Below are 16,042 nucleotides of genomic sequence, written 5' to 3'. Positions count from 1 at the left end.
CTTCCCTCATCGGCCTTGCCGGAATCCTCGATCGTGGCCCCACCGGATAGGCCGGCCATCATTCGATAGGAAGCCTACAGGCCTTGGGCGTCAGTGCAAAGCCTCGATCTATGATCGGCTTAGAGACCTTTGCCGGCAGCCGACATTCTGGGGACAGGCCTCAGGAGGCTCTTCACCTGGGAGAACGGTCTCGGCCGATTGATGACTTCGTCCAGACGCGACCACAAGGTCTTCGGTGAGAAAGGCTTGGCGATGATCTCGTTGACCCCGAGGGAGATGGCGCGGTCCACGACGTTGCGGCGGGGCTGAGCCAGCATCAGGATGATCGGCACGGTGGGCGACGGGGAGGTGGTGGGGGTGCGCGCGAGCCGGATGAACTCCTCGCCCGACAGAATCGCCAGATCCCAGTCGATGATCGTGATGTCCGGCTTGCTCTCCGCCAACACGCCGAGCGCCTCCGCACCATCGGGGGCTTCGAGGACGCGTTTGATCCCCACGCGCATCAGCATGTCGCGAACGATTCGGCGGATATAGAGGCTCTCGTCGACGACGAGGGCCGAAAGATCCGGAAATGATGGGGTAGCGATCATCGGACAGGGGTTCCGGGCCACCTGTTTTCGCAGGTGCCTCGGCGCATCTTAACGGCCATCGATTTGCATTTTCCTAACGCGATCGAGAAAAATTCGAGACGCGAAGTCGTTCAACCGCATGACATTTGGGGATTCTGTACGCACTGCCCTGCCGGCGCGCCGGGGCGCTTCGCCCGGACTTGATTGCGTAATCTGCCGCAGGAAATCAGAGGAACCTTACCGAGAGGGGCGACAAGCATCTTGCGATGAAGCCCAGATTCAGTCAGGACTATGGCGTTATTCTTGGTCACCGCTGCCGAGAGTGATGATAGTGTGGTGAAGCGCCCGTCTGGGACGGCGCGCACCCGGTATTCGATGACAGATGGTCGGCGGACGGTTTTTGCGAGCTTTCGATGGGACGTGGTCGTGATTTCAGGGGGCCGCAGAAGCGCGGCTTCGATGAGGGTGGTGCCGAGCCTCGCTGGCCGGATCAGGCACCCCCGAGCAGTGGCTTCGGCGGTGGGTACGGCGGTGGCGGCGGCGGTTTCGATCGCGGTCCGGCCCGTGCGGCAGCCGCTCCCTCTGGGCCGGAGCGCGACGCGACGGTCAAGTGGTTCAACAAGGAGAAGGGCTTCGGCTTCGTCGAACTGGCTGACGGTTCGGGCGATGCGTTCCTTCACATCCGCGCTGTCGAGGCCGCCGGCCATGCCGACCTCCTCCCCGGCACGCGCCTGACCGTCCACACCGCGCAGGGCCAGAAGGGTCCGCAGGTGACGGACGTGACCAGCGTCGACACGTCGACGGCCGAAGCTGAGCCCCCGCGTCGTGCGCCTGCACCCCGCGCCGGTGGTTTCGGCGGCGGTGACCGCTTCAGCGGCGGCGGCTACGGCGGCGGCAATGATCGCTTCGGCGGCGGTGGCGGTGGCGGAGCCGGCGGCGGCGGTGGTCGTTTCGCCAGCGGACCCTCGGTCGAAATGAGCGGCACCGTGAAGTGGTACGATCCGGCCAAGGGCTTCGGCTTCGTCTCCGTGAATGACGGTGGCAAGGACGTGTTCGTGCACCGTTCGGCTCTGTCGCGCGCTGGGCTCGAGTCCCTCGCCGAAGGCCAGCAGGTCACCCTCAGCGTGATCGACGGTCAGAAGGGCCGCGAGGCCCAGAGCATCAACGCCGATTACTGATCGACGTCGATGCCTCTCGAGAAGGTCGCGTTCGCGGGGCCTTGGAGATCATCGAAGAGACATGACGGCGGCCTTCGGGTCGCCGTTTTTCGTCGTCAGCATTGCCGGAACGACCGGATGACAGGTTCCGGCCCGTCGATCCGGTGAGACATTTCAGGTGCTGAGAGCAGCGATGCGTGCCGTCTTCTTGACGATGAGCTTGTGCCTGCAACTGGCTTTCAGCGGCTTGGCGAAGGCCGAGGATTTCACTGGCTTCTATGCCGGCGTGAATGCAGGCTACGCTTTTGGACGCGAACGAAACGCTACAAGCCCGGACCTACCCTCGCTGTCATCGTCGCCCAAGGCGGACGAGAGGGCCCTACCGCCCAGCGCCGTCCAAGCCTCCGAGGCGATGAGAAGCGGGCGACCCAAAGCGGCTATGCCGACGACGATCCGCTGACGGGCGGGCGCGCCATCGACAACACGATCCTGGCTGCCTTGCGACTCGGTTCGTCATCGCCCGCCAGCCGCATCGCCCCGTCGATGCGCTGAAGCGACCGCACCTGCGCGTCACGAGCCTCGCCGCCCTTGAGAAGCGGGAGCATGGCCTCGCCCAAGCGGCCGGGGGTGCATTCGGCCTGGATGAATTCGGGCATGGCATTCTCGCCGAGGATCAGATTCGGCAACACGATGGTCGGCACCTGGATGAGCCGCCGTGCCACCGCCTCCTCCAGGCGCGAGACTTTATAGGCCACCACCATCGGCACGCCGGCGAGAGCGAGTTCGAGGGTGACCGTGCCCGAAGCCGCCAGAGCGGCACGAGATCGCCGGAAGGCTGCGTATTTCGCCGCCTCCCCGTGCACGATGGTCACCGGCCGCGACCAGGACAGGGCCAGGCGCTCGATCATCGCACGATGGCGCGTGACCGCCGGGAGCACGGCATCGATCGGCCCGTAGCGCTGGACGAGCAGATCCAGGGTGGCACCGAAGACCGGCATCAGCCGCTCGATTTCGGAGCGGCGCGAACCGGGCAGGATCACGAGAGCCGGGGGCGTCCCCTCCCGAGCCGCCGCCTCATCGGCTTTCGGGCGCAATTCGGCGAGTCGCTCGATGAGGGGATGCCCGACATAGGTGCAGTCCGGGCCGCCGAGCCTGCGATGCGCGTCCGGCTCGAAGGGCAGGAGCGCCAGGACGTGGTCGATGAAAGGCCGCATCTTCGCTGCGCGCCAGGGTCTCCACGCCCAGACGCTGGGAGAGACGTAATCGACGATGGGAAGGCTCGGCAGGCGCTTTCGCACCCGTGAGGCCACGGCGTGGGTGAAACCGGGACTGTCGATGATGACGAGAATGTCGGGACGCGATTCGACGATGTCGCGCACGGTCTGCCGAATGCGGCGCAGGAGGGTGCGCAGGCGCGCAGCCACGGGCAGGTAGCCCATCACCGCCACGTCATCGAGGGGAAACAGGGAGACGAAGCCCTGCGCCGCCATGGCCTCGCCACCGACCCCACCGAACGCCACAGGCCCATCGGAGAGGTCCGACAGCGCCCGCATCAGCTTGGCGCCGAGCTGATCGCCGGAATCCTCGCCGGCGACGAGCCAGATTCGTTTGGACGGCGTGGTCGTCATGCCGCGATTCATGCCTCGATCCGCAAACCGATGAGGAACAGGCCCGCGCGGTCGGCCTCGGCCACCGTGGCGTCCCTGTCGATGATGAGGGTATAACCGGCCTGAATGGCGATGCCGGCACAACCCGCCGCGGCGGCGGCCTTGACCGTCCGCGGCCCGATGGCCGGCAGATCGACGCGCAGATCCTGCCCCGTCTTGGCGAGTTTGACCAGCACGGTGCCCGGCTGGGCTGAGCCCAATCCGAAGGGCTTGCGGCCGAGGGCACGCGCACGGGCGAGCATCCGGTCCGTTCCCTCGGGTCCCTCCACCGCGAGCGCCCGTTGCGCCGCCACGACGATGGCCTGGCCGACATCATGGGCGGCCAGCGCCGCGAGAATATTGCAGCCGGTCGCGATGGATGCCTGAGCCGCGAGGTCGGGAGCGAGCCGGCCGAGTTGCCCCTCCGGGCTCAGGAGGTCCGGCGCCACGTCATGGATGCCGACGACGCGGTGGCCGTTATCCTCGAGGAGGACGAGGGCGCCCCGTAGCAACCGATCGTCCCCTCCCCCCGAGATGGCTCTGAGCGCCTCGCGGTTCCGCAACGCTGCCGCGGCGTTGAGGATCGCCGCCGGATTGGGGCGTGAGACTCCGCCCACCGGTATGACGCAGGCCGGCCCCCAGGCCTCCAGGATGGCGAGCGCTCCGGCAATGTCGAGGAGATCGACCGTGGCGTCGGCTCGCGCGCGCATCGGACGTTCGGCAAAGCCGCGAATGGCCAGCACCCGAAACGAGCGCCCCGCCCTGTCGAGAGAGTCGGCGACCAGTTCGGGGAGCCGGCCGGCCCCCGCCACCAGAACCAGACGCTCTTCCAGATGCGGATCGAGGAGGGACACTGGCTGGAGAGAGGCGGTCAAGCCGAGCCCGAATTCTCACGCGGGGTGCAGATCGAGCGCTTACCGCCCTCACGGATGAAAGCGATGATCTCCGCCACCGCACGATGCGCTTCGAACTCCGCCGCCACGTCCTCGACGCGCTCCATCAAGGTGCCCTCCTGGGCGAAGAGCAGGCGATAGGCCCGGCGCAGGGCATGGATGTCCTCACGCGCGAAACCACGGCGCTGCAGCCCGATGATGTTGAGGCCAGACAGATACGCGCGATTGCCGAGCGCCATGCCGTAGGGGATGCAATCGTTCTCCAATCCGGAGAGACCGCCGACGAAAGCATGGGCGCCGACCCGCGCGAACTGAATCACCGCGGCGCCGCCACCGAGGATCGCGTGGTCGCCAACAGTGCAATGGCCCGCGAGCATGACGTTATTGGAGAAGACGACGCCATCGCCCACACGGCAATCGTGGCCCACATGGGAATTGGCGAGAAAAGTACACTTGTCGCCCACGGTCGTCTCGAGCCCGCCTCCGGCGGTCCCGGGATTCATGGTGACGCCTTCACGGATCAGGCAATCGGCGCCGATGGTCAGCGTCGACACCTCGCCGCGAAACTTCAGATCCTGCGGCGGGTGTCCGATGGAGGCGAAGGGATAGAGCTTGGTGCGGGCACCGATGCCGGTTCGCCCGGCCACGACGACATGGCTGATGAGTTCGCAGCCTTCGCCCAGAACCACATCCGGTCCGACATGACAGAAGGGGCCGATGCGGACGCCTTCGCCGACCGTGGCTCCATCCTCGACAACGGAACTCGGATGGATTTCAGCCACGTCGCTCACTCCGTCACCAGCATGGCACCGATCTCGGCTTCCGCCACGAGGGTGTCGCCCACGCGGGCCTCGCCCCGGAACCACCACATGGTCCGGCGCTGGTTCATCTTTGTCATATGATACCGCACCGTGTCGCCCGGTACGACCGGCTTGCGGAACTTGCACTTGTCGATGGTCATGAAGAAGACCTGCTTGGCCCGCACATCATCTGTCTTGATGTGCTGGCAGCAGATGGCGCCGGCGGTCTGGGCCATGCCTTCGATCAGCAGAACACCCGGAAAGACCGGCAGGCCGGGAAAATGCCCGGTAAATTGCGGCTCGTTGAACGACACGTTCTTGATGCCGATGCAGGAACGGTCCCCGTCGATCTCGATGATCCGGTCGATCATTAGGAACGGATAGCGATGGGGCAGAAGTTCCAGGATCTTCTGGATGTCGGCCGAGCCCAGATCTTTCGGCATGTCACTCATCGATCGAACAATCCCATGGCGCGCCGGCGCCCCTGACGCCTCGCCTCATCCCCTGAAAAATGGAATGTTGTCTTCGGCATAAACGCCACCCGATGCAAGTCTTGCGGTTGCGAAGTCTTGCGGAGGGATGACGTCGGCGATCCGAGACCGGTCGGCAATCCCATGCGACCGGTCTTGGATCTCTCTCAATCCTTCTGCGGCTCGCTCGTGTCGCGCCCGGACTTCTCCGCGAGCCGGGCCAGGGCCGTGAGCTCACGGAACCAAGTGCGCACGGGCTTTGCAGGCGTACCGCCCCAGCGGCTTCCGGGCGGGACGTCGCGATTGACGTTCGAGGAACCGGCGATCTGCGAGCCCATGCCGATCCGGAGGTGCCCGACCACGCCGACCTGACCGCCGAGGACAACGTAATCCTCCAGCGTGGTCGAGCCGGAAATGCCGACTCCGGAGACGATGACGCAGTGGCGGCCGATGACGACGTTATGGGCGATCTGGACGAGGTTATCGATCTTGGTCCCCTCCCCGATCGTGGTGTCGCGGCCGGCGCCGCGATCGATCGTGGTGTTGGCACCGATCTCGACATCGTCCTGCACGATGACACGGCCGGTCTGGGGAACCTTCAGGTGCCCGCCCGGCCCCATGGCGAAGCCGAACCCATCCTGGCCAAGGCGCGCACCAGGATGGAGGATCACGCGGTTGCCGACCAGCGCATAGGCCAAGGTCGCCCCCGCACCGATGGAACAGTCGCGGCCGACGCGGACATTCGGGCCGATGACGGCGTTCGGTCCAATGACGGTCCCCGAACCGATTTCGGCACCGGGACCGATCACGGCGCCAGGATCGACGATCACGCCGTCTTCGAGATGCGCCTTGGGATGGACATGGGCGCCCGGTGATACGCCCTCGGTGGTGAATTGCGAAAGCGGCCGCATGGCCTCCGGGTGGAAGCGCGCCAACAGGCCTGCATAGACCCGGTAGGGATCGCGCGTGACGAGCGCCACCGTGGATGCGGGAACCTTGGCCGCGAAGCGCGGCGAGACGAGGCACGCCAGCGCCTTCGTCTGGGCCAGGACATCGCCGTAACGGGCATTGTCCATATAGGCGAGGTCGCTCGGGCCGGCAGTCTCGAGAGGAGACGCGCCGCTGACCATCAGCTGAGAATCCGCTCCCTCGGGGAGCGAAATGCCTGCAGCCCCGGCGATGTCACCGAGGCTGAGGGCCGTGCTGGATGCGAAGAAGATGGGATCAGACATGATGCGACAACGCACGGGCTTCGAGAATGAAGCCCGTGCGTCTTGGCTCAGAAGCGCGAACCGCCGGAGAAGCGGAAGGCCTGGAGCTGATCCTTGCCCACGCGGCCGAGGAAGCTGCCATCGGCATTGTAGATCTTCTGGCCCTCGTCCTTGGTCAGGGCGTAGGCGTAATCGAAGCGGATCGGGCCGAGCGGCGAGTTCCAGAGGATGGACGCACCGATCGAGGAGCGGATCGTCATCTTGTCGCGGACGTTCAGGCATTCCGGCTCGACGGTGATCGCTCCGGCACCCAGCGCCGTGTAGGCGCAGGCCCCGCCGGGGGCGATTCCGTTGATGATCGCGTCGCCGTTCACGTTGAACTGCGTGCGGCTGTTGTAGCCGAACAGCGTACCGGCGTCGGCGAAGACGGCGCCCTTCAGACCGAGATCACGCGGAATACCGTAGATCGGGAACTGAACTTCGAGCGTACCGCCGAAGTAGGTCGTACCGCCGACAGCGTTCGAACGGGAGTCGGCGCTGCCGACGTCGCGCGGACCGATACCGTTGGGCGCAAAGCCGCGAACAAGCGACGGGCCGAGGAAGTACTGATCGGTGATGCGCAGCTTCTCGTCGGTGAGCGGCGAGATATGGCCGCCCTGGAAGCGGGCGAAGCCGACCACGTCCTCGTAGAATTCCTTGTAGTAGCGAACGTCGCCAGCCACGCGGAAGAACTTCGAGTCACCGCCGAGACCGGCGATTTCGGGTTTCAGCTCGGCATAGAGGCCGTTCCGCGGCTGGGCGAGGTTGTCCAGCGTCGAATAGGCAAGCGTCACACCGGCAAGCGAGGTGAGCGTGTTACCAGTCGAGCCCTTCAGAGCAATCGAGGCTTCGCCATTGAAGGCGCAGTTGTTCGGGTAAGAAGCCAGACCACCCGTGTTGAGGCCGGAGACGGGATCGATCGTGCCCGCCGGGTTCACCGCCGTGAAACCGGGGATCGGGTTCGAACAGTCGTTATACGGCCGCTTGGTGCTGTTCGGGATCGTCAACTCGGTGTTGTAGAGCGAGTAGCGCAGCGTGACGCCGAACTCTTCCGTGATCGGCAGGCCGACGCGGATCTGACCGCCATAGACGGTGGTCTCGTAGCGCGAGTAGCGGGTCAGATCGCTGTACTTGTAGAAGGCGTCGAAGCCGGCGGCGAGACGGTAGCCGAGGAAGTATGGCTCGGTGAACGAGAAATCGACGCCGCGCGAGTACTGGCCGCCGGTGCCGGCGACACGGACGTACTGACCACGACCGAGGAAGTTCGACTCGGAGACCGAGACTTCGCCGATGATGCCGTCCTGGGTGGAGTAGCCGCCTGCCACCGAGAACGAACCCGTGGGCTGATCCTCGACATCGATGTTGATGATCACGCGGTCGGCGGAAGAGCCCGGCTCGTTGGAGAAGCGGACCTTCTTGAAGAAGCCGAGGCCGTTGAGGCGACGCTCGGCACGATCGGTCAGGACGCGGTTATAGGCGTCGCCCTCGGTGATATCGAGCTCGCGGCGGATGACATAGTCGCGGGTACGGGTGTTGCCGCGGATGTTGATGCGCTCGACATAGACGCGCGGGCCGTCTTCGACGACGAAGCCGAGCGCCACGGTGTGGGTGGCGCGGTCGCGCTGGCCGGTCGGGCGAACCTGGGCGAAGGGGAAGCCCTGACGGGCGACCTGATTGGTCACGCCGGAGAGGGTCTTCTCCACGTCCTCAGCATTGTAGACGTCGCCCACGGCGGCGCGGACCTCGCCGTCGAGGATCTGGGTGTCGACACCCGGCAGACGCGAATCGATGGCCACCGCACCGACGGTGTATTGCTGACCCTCGTCCACCGTCACGGTGATGACCCAGCCGGCATCGCCTTCGCCTTCGACGTAGCGCGCATCGGCATTCACCACCCGGAAGTCGGCATAGCCATTCTTCAGGTAGTAGCGGCGCACGAGGTCGAGATCGTTGGTGATCCGGTCGGGATCATAGACGTCGGACGTCTTGATGAACGAGAGGAAGTTCATCTCCGACGAGCTCATCAGCTCGCGCAGCTTGCTCTCGGAATAAGCGCTGTTCCCGACGAAGTTGATCGCCTTGATGCCGGTCTTGTCGCCTTCCTCGATCACGTAGATCAGGTCGATACGGCCATTCGGCAGATCGACGGTGCGGAAGCTGACCTTGGCGGTGCCACGGCCGGCGCGGCGGTAGATTTCGCGGATGCGCTGAAGATCGGCCTGGACGATGCCCTCGCTGAAACCGCCGCGGGCCTTCGCCTCGACCTCGGCTTCGAGCGTCCCCTTCTCGACCTTCTTGTTCCCCTCGAACACGACCCGGTTGATCAGGTTGTTCTCGCGAACCGTCACCACCGTCCCGGCGCCGCTGCGCGAGACCTTGACGTCGGAAAACATGCCGCTCGCCAGCAGGTTGCGGCGGGCCTCTTCGGGAGATCCGGAGGCCGTGCCGGTCACGTAGGACCGGATCGTGTCGGCATCGACGCGCTTGTTACCCTGGACGACGATCTGCTGCGCCTGAGCCGTGCCGCCCAGAACCAGCCCTGCGGCCGCGGCAGCGACTAGGACGATGGTCCGTTCGGCCGACTTACGCCGGCGCTTCCCCGTCATCGACATCATGTAATCGCCCGTCTCTATTTATTAACAGTCCGGGTTTGCACCCGCAGACAGGCGGTCGTTATCCGACCGTCCCGTCACCTGGTCCCAAGCTCAGCTTCTACCGAGTTTCCCGAGCGAAGCAAACGCTCGGACCTGGGCTGTAGGGGGGATTTTGGGGAGACGTGGCCTTCCGGTCACTTAACGGTTCCCGTTCATCGCTCGATAAGGTGAATCAATCGTCAATTTGCAGCAAAAAGCCCGCTCCGGTGACCGGGCGGGCTTTTCGAATGTCGAGTGCAATCAATATGTTGTGGAGAAATCCACAACCTTGCGAGAGGACTGCTCCGCGCAGCGGCCGAGACGGCGGCGTCCGGTCAGGAGCCCCGGCCGGACCAGGACGCACCGAGGTTCAGGATATCGTTCCAGGCGGCGAACAGCATGAGGAACAGGACCAGTGCGAGCCCGATCCGGAACCCGATCTCCTGGGTCTTCTCGCTCAACGGGCGGCCGCGAACGGCCTCGAACGCGTAGAACAACAGGTGCCCGCCATCGAGGAGGGGAACCGGAAAAAGGTTAAGCAGGCCGATCGAGACGGAGAGAAGCGCCACGAGACCGATGAGCCCCCCGACGCCACCGACCTTGGCGACCTCGCCCGAGACGCGCGCGATCCCGATCGGACCGGAGAGCTGATCGGCGGATTCCCGGCCCGTCACCAGCTTGCCGAGGTAGTTCATCGTGCGGTCGACGACGAAATAGGTCTCCGACACGCCGAGCCCGAGGGATTGGAACAGGCCGTAATGCCGAACCTGGGCATCGGCACCGTTCGGCCCCTTGATGCCGAGGCGGCCGAGGCGATGCTTACCGAACGGGGTCCGCTCTTCCACCGCGTCGGGCACGGCGGTCAGGGTCTTGGTCTCGCCGCCGCGATCCACGGTGACGGCGAGGCTGGCGCCGGCGCTTCCGGAAACGGTGCGCTGCATGTCGAGAAAGTTGGTGACACTCGCCCCGTCGATGGACGTGACCACGTCGCCGGGCTGGAATCCGGCACGCTCCGCGGCGCTGCCTGGCATTACGCCATCGATGCGCGGCGGAAGCTCGTAGCGACCGACGAAGTAAATCGCCCCGGCGAAAAGCGCGATGGCGAGGAGGAAGTTGGCGATGGGGCCGGCAGCCACAATCGCCGCCCGCTTACCCAGGCTCTGCGTGGGAAAGCTCGTCGCACGCTCCTGGGGCGTCATCCGCGCCAGGGCGGCGGGATCGGCCACGCTGGCGCCATTGGCGTCGCCATGGAACTTGACGTAGCCGCCGAGCGGGATCGCCGACACCTTCCAGCGTGTGCCGTGACGGTCGTTGAAGCCGAAGAGCTCGGGACCGAAGCCGATGGAGAAGGCGTGAACGCCGACGCCGCACCAGCGACCGACGAGGAAATGGCCCATCTCGTGGACGAAGACCACGATGCTGAGCACGATGACGAAGGGGATCACCGACCCGAAGAAGCCGGAGGCGGTTCCCCCCATCGAAGCTAGAAAGTCCATTCGTCGATCCTCAGGGCCTCGCGAGGGGCCAACACACGTCCATAGCAGATCGGATCGCGGACGAGCGAACGCAAACCGGGCGGGGCCGGTGAGATCGTCGCATGCGGCTCTCCCGTCCCCGCTTTCCTCGGTGGAGGGTTAAGGGCCAGGCGATGACGACCGCATCAATGCCCGCCTCCCGCTGGCGCGGCGGCACGCGGCCGGCGGATCAACGGGGTCGCGCAGGCCATGGCGAGGAACAGGAAGGTCAGCACCAGGAAGACGTCGGTGAAGCCCATCACCAGCCCCTGCATCCGCACCGTGTTCATCATCGCCTTGAGGGCCATGGCGTTGCCGTCGAGGCCCAGCGCATCGAACTGGCGGCGTGTCATATCGAGCCGCTCCAGCACGGTGTTGTTCGTCCAGGTGAAGCGCTCGTGCAGCCGGGCGAGATGCAGGTCCCAGCGGTCGTTGAGGACGGTGTTGATGAGGGCGAGGCCGACCGCCCCGCCGAGGTTGCGGGTGAGGTTGTAGAGGCCGGACGCGTTCTTCATCCGCGCCGGTGGAAGCGTGCCGAGCGCGATGTTGTTGATCGGGATCATGCACAGCATCAGCGAGCAGCCGCGCAGGACCTGGGGCAGCAGCAATTCCCAGAAATCCCAGTCCTTGGTCAGCCCGGTGACGATCCAGGTGCCGGCGGCGAAGCCGGTGAAGCCGATTCCCATGAGGATGCGCGGATCGACCTTGCCCGAAAACCGGCCCGCGATGGGCGCGGTGGCGAACATGCACAGACCGGAGACGAACATCGTCTCGCCGATCTGCAGGGCGGAGTAGCCGCGCACGCGTCCGAGATAGACTGGGTAGAGATAGGTGAGGCCGTAGAGGCCGATGCCGAGGACGAAGCTGAAAATGCAGCCCGCCGCGAAATTGCGGTCGGAGAAGGCACGTAGGTCCACGATGGGCTCGGCCGCCGTGAGCGCGCGCCAGAAGAAGGCGACACCACCCACGACGCAGACGATGGCGCAGGCGAAGACCGCCTCGTCCTGAAGCCAATCGTGATTCGGCCCCTCCTCCAGCACGTATTCGAGGCAGCCGAGGAAGGCGGCCATGAAGGCCAGGCCTAACCAGTCGAAACGCTTAAACAGGTCGAGGTTGGGCTCGTCGAAATCCACCAGCATGTAGGTCGACACGGTGACGACGATGCCCGGCACCACGTTGATGAGAAACAGCCAGTGCCAGTCGAACGCATCCGTCAGGTAGCCGCCCACCGTCGGGCCGATCGTGGGGGCGAGCGTCGCCACGAGGCCGATCATCGGCGAGACGATGGGACGCTTGGAGGGCGGGAAGATCGTAAAGGCGGAGGCGAAGACGGTGGGGATCATGCCGCCGCCGATGAAACCCTGCAGCGCCCGCCACAGGATCATCTCGTTAATCGAGGTCGAGGTCGCGCACATCAGGCTCATCAGGGTGAAGCCGCCGGCCGAGACCACGAACATCCACCGGGTCGAGATCACCCGCGACAGGAAGCCGGAGAGCGGGATCGCGATGACCTCGGAGATGAGGTAGCTGGTCTGGACCCAGGGGATCTCATCGCCCGAGGCCGAGAGCCCCGCCTGGATCTCGGCCAGCGACGCCGAGACGATCTGGATATCCAGGATGGCCATGAACATCCCGAACACCATGCAGACGAACGCCACCATGCGGCGGCGATCGAGGGGCGGTTCGGCGGCGGGTGCGGGCGCGATGGTGGCGGTATCGGCCATGATCGCCCCCTAATACCGCCACGCCGTGCGGACGGGCTCGCCCCCGTCGCGGGTATCGACGCGCACGGTGACGGAGAGGCCCGGACGCAGGAGCCCTTCCCGCGCCACGTCCGCCGGCACATGGATGCGCACCGGCAGGCGTTGCACGATCTTGGTGAAGTTGCCGGTGGCGTTGTCGGGCGGCAGCAGGCTGAAGACGGAACCCGAGGCCGGCGACAAAGATTCGACCTCGCCGACGATGTCACGGCCCGGATAGGCATCCACCGCGATGTGGACCTGCTGGCCGGCATGCATCCGCTCGACCTGCGTCTCCTTGAAGTTCGCGTCGACCCGCACGCTCTCCAAGGGGACCAAGGCCGCGATGCGCGAGCCCGGCGCAACATAGGCGCCCGCCTCCACTGCCTTGTTGCCGACGACACCGTCGAAGGGCGCATGGATCACCGTGAAGGCGAGGTCGCGGTCGGCCCTGTCCTCGGCGGTCTTCAACTCGGCCGCGAGCCCTTCCGCCTCCCGGCCCTGAGCCCGCAGAACCTCGACATTAGCCTTCATCATGGCGAGGTTCGCCTCGGCTCCTTTCACCGTGGCCTCGGTGCGGTTGCGATCGGCCAGGGCCTGCTCGATCCGCGATTTGGCGACGAAATCGACCTTCTCCAGCTGCTGCTGCCGGGCATAATCGGCAGCGGCGCGGATGGAATCGGCCTTGGCCGCATCGATCTGCGCCGCGCTCTGGAGGAGTTGCGCCTGTGCGGCCTCCACCTGCCGGCCGATGCGGGCGATGGTAGCCTGCTGAGTCAGGAGCTTGTCATGCGCGGCTTGGGCGGCGAGGCGATAATCGCCGTCGTCGAGGCGGGCGATCACGTCGCCCTTCCGCACCGCCTGCCCGTTCATCACCGGCACGGCGGCGAGATAGCCGGGAACCTTGGCCGCCAGGATCGAGATGTCGGCCTGGACGTAGGCATCGTCGGTGGAGACGAAGAAGCGCCCGACTGTCCACCATTCGTAGCCCTTGTAGCCGCCGCCCGCGAGCGCGAGCGTGAGCACGGTCAGCATCATGGCCTTGCGGAGCAACCGCCGCTTCGGCGGCGTTGCCACCGTGGCGGCGACCGGCACCGGGGAATGCGCAACGACCGAAGTCGCCAGTGGCGCTGCGTCGTTCGGCATGTCGCCGCTGCCAGAGGCGGCAGAATGACTGCCTTCGTCACGGAGAGACATGGTCTGATCCCGGGATCAACGAATTGACCGAACCGTTCGGTCATTATCGGCATCAGGTTGACCGACGCCGCGAGTTCCCCTTAGGTATGATGACTGAACGGTTCGGTCAATTGGGGTGAGCGGTGAGTGCAGTCCAGGCAGAGCGCCCGACGGTCGAGAAGGCGAGCACCCGCTCCGGGGCGGAGACGGATAAACGTCGGCAGATCCTCGACGGCGCACGCTCGGTCTTCATGGCCTCTGGTTTCGACGGTGCCAGCATGGGCGAGATCGCGAAGGCGGCCGGCGTCTCGAAAGGCACGCTCTACGTCTATTTCGACAGCAAGGAGGCGCTGTTCGAGGCCCTGACGCTGGAGGAAAAGCGCTGCCTCGCCGAGGCTCTGTTCCAGTTCGATGCCGACGATCCGGATGTACGCGGCGCGCTCACCCGCCTGGGGCAGAGCTACCTCGTCCACATGATACGCCCGGACCACGTGGCGATCATCCGCATGGTGATCGGCGCGACAGAGAAGTTTCCACGCTTCGGCCAGGCCTTCTACGAAGCGGGACCGGCGCAGGGCGTCGCGAGGCTCACCGCCTATCTCGAACGTCATGTCGCGGCGGGCCGCCTGCGCCACGCCGATACGGAACTCGCGGCCAAGCACTTCCTGCATCTGTGCCAGGCGGGCTTGCTCACGCGCCTGCTCTTCGCGGCGGGCGGTCCGGTGACCGAAGCCGAAATCGGGACCCGCGTGACCGAAGCCATCCGTGTGTTCTTCGCGGCCTATGGACCCGAGGATTGACGACCCGCCGCATGACGAGAGGTCACGCTTGATTCAGGCGATCTGGGCAAGGTCGGCCCGCGACGCGACCGGAACGGCAGGTCACCCCTTATGCGAATCCTGGTTCTCGGAGGCTACGGCCTCATCGGCTCGGCCGTGGTCTCCCGCTGCCTCGCCGCCGGGCATGCGGTAACGGGTCTCGGGCGAGACGTCCGGGCGGCGCGCCTGCACCGTCCCGAAGCAGATTGGATCGAGCACGACATCGCCCGGCTCGTCGCGCCGGAGGATTGGAGCGACACGCTGCGGGGCATCGATGCCGTGGTGAATTGCGCGGGCGCCCTGCAGGACGGCCCGCGCGACGATGTCCGCGCTCTTCAGGCGACCGCCATGTGCGCCCTGTTTGCCCGTTGCCATCAGTCTGGGTATCGTGCGCGTCGTCCAGGTCTCGGCGGCGGGAGCCGCTCTGAACGCCGCCACCGAATTCATGCGCAGCAAGGCGGAAGCCGATTCGAGCCTGGCCTCCCTCGATCTCGATTGGGTGATCCTGAGACCGGGACTGGTCCTGTCGCCGATCTCGTACGGGGCGACCGGCCTCATCCGTGCGTTGGCATCGCTCCCGGTCGCCTTCACCGGCATGTCCGATCTGCAGCCGATCCAGACCGTCCATGTGGACGATGTGGCGGAGGCGGTCCTGCTCGCGGTAGAGGGCCGGATCGGCCCGCGCGCGAGTTACGACCTCGTCGAAGAGCGGGGCCACTCCCTCGCGGAGATCGTCGCGGCCTTTCGCGCCCGGCTCGGACGCCCCACCGCCGCATTCGCATTGCCGATGCCCTCCCCGCTCCTTCGCCTCGGGTTCCGCATCGGTGACCTCGTCGGCCGTCTCGGCTGGCGGGCGCCCATCCGCACCACGGCGTTGATCCAGATCGAGGCCGGCGTGAGCGGGGACCCGACCGCCTGGATGCAGGTCACCGGAGCTCCGCTTTCCTCGCTGTCGGACAGCCTTCGCCGGATGCCATTCGGGGTGCAGGAACGTTGGTTCAGCCGGCTTTGGCTGCTGAAGCCGGCCATCCTCGCCACGCTTTCGCTGTTCTGGCTGCTCTCAGGCCTGATCGCCCTGACGCATCTCGACGCCGCCATGGCGGCGATGACCGCCCACGGCATCGATGCGGCGACCGCGCGTGTCACGGTGCTCGCCGGCATCATCGTCGATCTGGCGCTGGGGGGAGCGATCCTCGTCAAGCGCACCATGCCGCTCGCCGCCCTCGGCATGGTGGCGATGACGGGAATCTACCTCTTCTTCGGCTCGGCCATCGCCGCCGGCCTCTGGCTCGATCCCCTCGGCGCCTATCTCAAGACCCTGCCCGGGGCGATGCTGGCCCTCGTGGCCTATGCGCTGGCCGACGAGCGCTGACCCTG

Annotated in this window: 13 protein-coding genes and 1 pseudogene; 4 read left to right on the top strand and 10 right to left on the bottom strand. The window is 65.9% G+C overall.

Going from position 1 to position 16,042, the window contains the following annotated elements; translation table 11 throughout:
- Positions 1-119 precede the first annotated feature (119 nt).
- Positions 120-590: a response regulator gene (locus ACYQML_RS09960; protein ID WP_056431476.1), complete on the bottom strand. Its 471-nt coding sequence runs from the start codon at positions 588-590 to the stop codon at positions 120-122.
- Positions 591-982: 392 nt separating this feature from the next.
- Here ACYQML_RS09960 and ACYQML_RS09955 point away from each other — a divergent pair, with 392 nt between their 5' ends.
- Entirely contained in the window at positions 983-1,747 is a 765-nt protein-coding gene (locus tag ACYQML_RS09955) for a cold-shock protein (protein WP_461235445.1), read from the top strand.
- A gap of 416 nt (positions 1,748-2,163) precedes the next feature.
- Here ACYQML_RS09955 and lpxB read toward each other — a convergent pair whose 3' ends face one another.
- From lpxB to ACYQML_RS09910, 9 genes are all read right to left on the bottom strand, one after another.
- Positions 2,164-3,354 carry a lipid-A-disaccharide synthase gene (gene lpxB, locus ACYQML_RS09950; protein ID WP_461235444.1) on the bottom strand — a complete coding sequence of 397 codons (1,191 nt, stop codon included), beginning with the start codon at positions 3,352-3,354 and terminating at the stop codon, positions 2,164-2,166.
- Between the two features lie 8 nt (positions 3,355-3,362).
- A complete protein-coding gene (locus ACYQML_RS09945; protein WP_461235443.1) occupies positions 3,363-4,247 on the bottom strand; it encodes an LpxI family protein in 885 nt (294 codons plus the stop codon).
- Positions 4,244-5,056, bottom strand: a complete 813-nt coding sequence (gene lpxA / locus ACYQML_RS09940) for an acyl-ACP--UDP-N-acetylglucosamine O-acyltransferase (protein WP_461235442.1) — start codon at positions 5,054-5,056, stop codon at positions 4,244-4,246. Before lpxA ends, ACYQML_RS09945 begins: the two co-directional genes overlap by 4 nt.
- Entirely contained in the window at positions 5,053-5,508 is a 456-nt protein-coding gene (gene fabZ / locus ACYQML_RS09935; RefSeq protein ID WP_409565651.1) for a 3-hydroxyacyl-ACP dehydratase FabZ, read from the bottom strand. The genes lpxA and fabZ overlap by 4 nt, the downstream gene beginning before the upstream one ends.
- Positions 5,509-5,702: 194 nt before the next feature.
- Positions 5,703-6,767, bottom strand: a complete 1,065-nt coding sequence (lpxD, locus tag ACYQML_RS09930) for a UDP-3-O-(3-hydroxymyristoyl)glucosamine N-acyltransferase (protein WP_461235441.1) — start codon at positions 6,765-6,767, stop codon at positions 5,703-5,705.
- Between the two features lie 47 nt (positions 6,768-6,814).
- Positions 6,815-9,400 (bottom strand): outer membrane protein assembly factor BamA, encoded by a 2,586-nt coding sequence (gene bamA, locus ACYQML_RS09925; protein WP_461220856.1) that lies wholly within the window; start codon positions 9,398-9,400, stop codon positions 6,815-6,817.
- A gap of 353 nt (positions 9,401-9,753) precedes the next feature.
- Positions 9,754-10,914 carry an RIP metalloprotease RseP gene (rseP, locus tag ACYQML_RS09920; RefSeq protein WP_056431493.1) on the bottom strand — a complete coding sequence of 387 codons (1,161 nt, stop codon included), beginning with the start codon at positions 10,912-10,914 and terminating at the stop codon, positions 9,754-9,756.
- 164 nt (positions 10,915-11,078) lie between these two features.
- Positions 11,079-12,656, bottom strand: coding sequence for a DHA2 family efflux MFS transporter permease subunit (locus ACYQML_RS09915; protein WP_461235440.1), 1,578 nt, complete (start codon positions 12,654-12,656; stop codon positions 11,079-11,081).
- A gap of 9 nt (positions 12,657-12,665) precedes the next feature.
- Positions 12,666-13,868: an HlyD family secretion protein gene (locus ACYQML_RS09910; RefSeq protein WP_461235439.1), complete on the bottom strand. Its 1,203-nt coding sequence runs from the start codon at positions 13,866-13,868 to the stop codon at positions 12,666-12,668.
- 122 nt (positions 13,869-13,990) lie between these two features.
- Here ACYQML_RS09910 and ACYQML_RS09905 point away from each other — a divergent pair, with 122 nt between their 5' ends.
- The 3 genes and pseudogenes from ACYQML_RS09905 (at position 13,991) to ACYQML_RS09895 (ending at position 16,037) form a co-directional block, all read left to right on the top strand.
- Positions 13,991-14,647: a TetR/AcrR family transcriptional regulator gene (locus tag ACYQML_RS09905; RefSeq protein WP_461235438.1), complete on the top strand. Its 657-nt coding sequence runs from the start codon at positions 13,991-13,993 to the stop codon at positions 14,645-14,647.
- Between the two features lie 90 nt (positions 14,648-14,737).
- Positions 14,738-14,926: pseudogene (locus ACYQML_RS09900) on the top strand (NAD-dependent epimerase/dehydratase family protein); the annotation flags it as partial.
- Positions 14,927-15,053: 127 nt separating this feature from the next.
- Complete coding sequence (locus ACYQML_RS09895; protein WP_461235437.1) at positions 15,054-16,037, top strand: SDR family oxidoreductase; 984 nt, start codon at positions 15,054-15,056, stop codon at positions 16,035-16,037.
- The last annotated feature ends 5 nt before the right edge of the window (positions 16,038-16,042 follow it).

It is taken from the genome of Methylobacterium sp. CM6244 (assembly GCF_054817885.1).
This window is presented reverse-complemented; position numbering and strand designations above follow the sequence as displayed.

Excerpts from the sequence above, each read along its gene's own strand:
- ACYQML_RS09960 (WP_056431476.1), bottom strand. The coding sequence starts at position 590 with ATGATCGCTACCCCATCATTTCCGGATCTTTCGGCCCTCGTCGTCGAC.
- ACYQML_RS09955 (WP_461235445.1), top strand. The coding sequence starts at position 983 with ATGGGACGTGGTCGTGATTTCAGGGGGCCGCAGAAGCGCGGCTTCGAT.
- lpxB (WP_461235444.1), bottom strand. The coding sequence starts at position 3,354 with ATGACGACCACGCCGTCCAAACGAATCTGGCTCGTCGCCGGCGAGGAT.
- fabZ (WP_409565651.1), bottom strand. The coding sequence starts at position 5,508 with ATGCCGAAAGATCTGGGCTCGGCCGACATCCAGAAGATCCTGGAACTT.
- lpxD (WP_461235441.1), bottom strand. The coding sequence starts at position 6,767 with ATGTCTGATCCCATCTTCTTCGCATCCAGCACGGCCCTCAGCCTCGGT.
- bamA (WP_461220856.1), bottom strand. The coding sequence starts at position 9,400 with ATGATGTCGATGACGGGGAAGCGCCGGCGTAAGTCGGCCGAACGGACC.
- rseP (WP_056431493.1), bottom strand. The coding sequence starts at position 10,914 with ATGGACTTTCTAGCTTCGATGGGGGGAACCGCCTCCGGCTTCTTCGGG.
- ACYQML_RS09915 (WP_461235440.1), bottom strand. The coding sequence starts at position 12,656 with ATGGCCGATACCGCCACCATCGCGCCCGCACCCGCCGCCGAACCGCCC.
- ACYQML_RS09910 (WP_461235439.1), bottom strand. The coding sequence starts at position 13,868 with ATGTCTCTCCGTGACGAAGGCAGTCATTCTGCCGCCTCTGGCAGCGGC.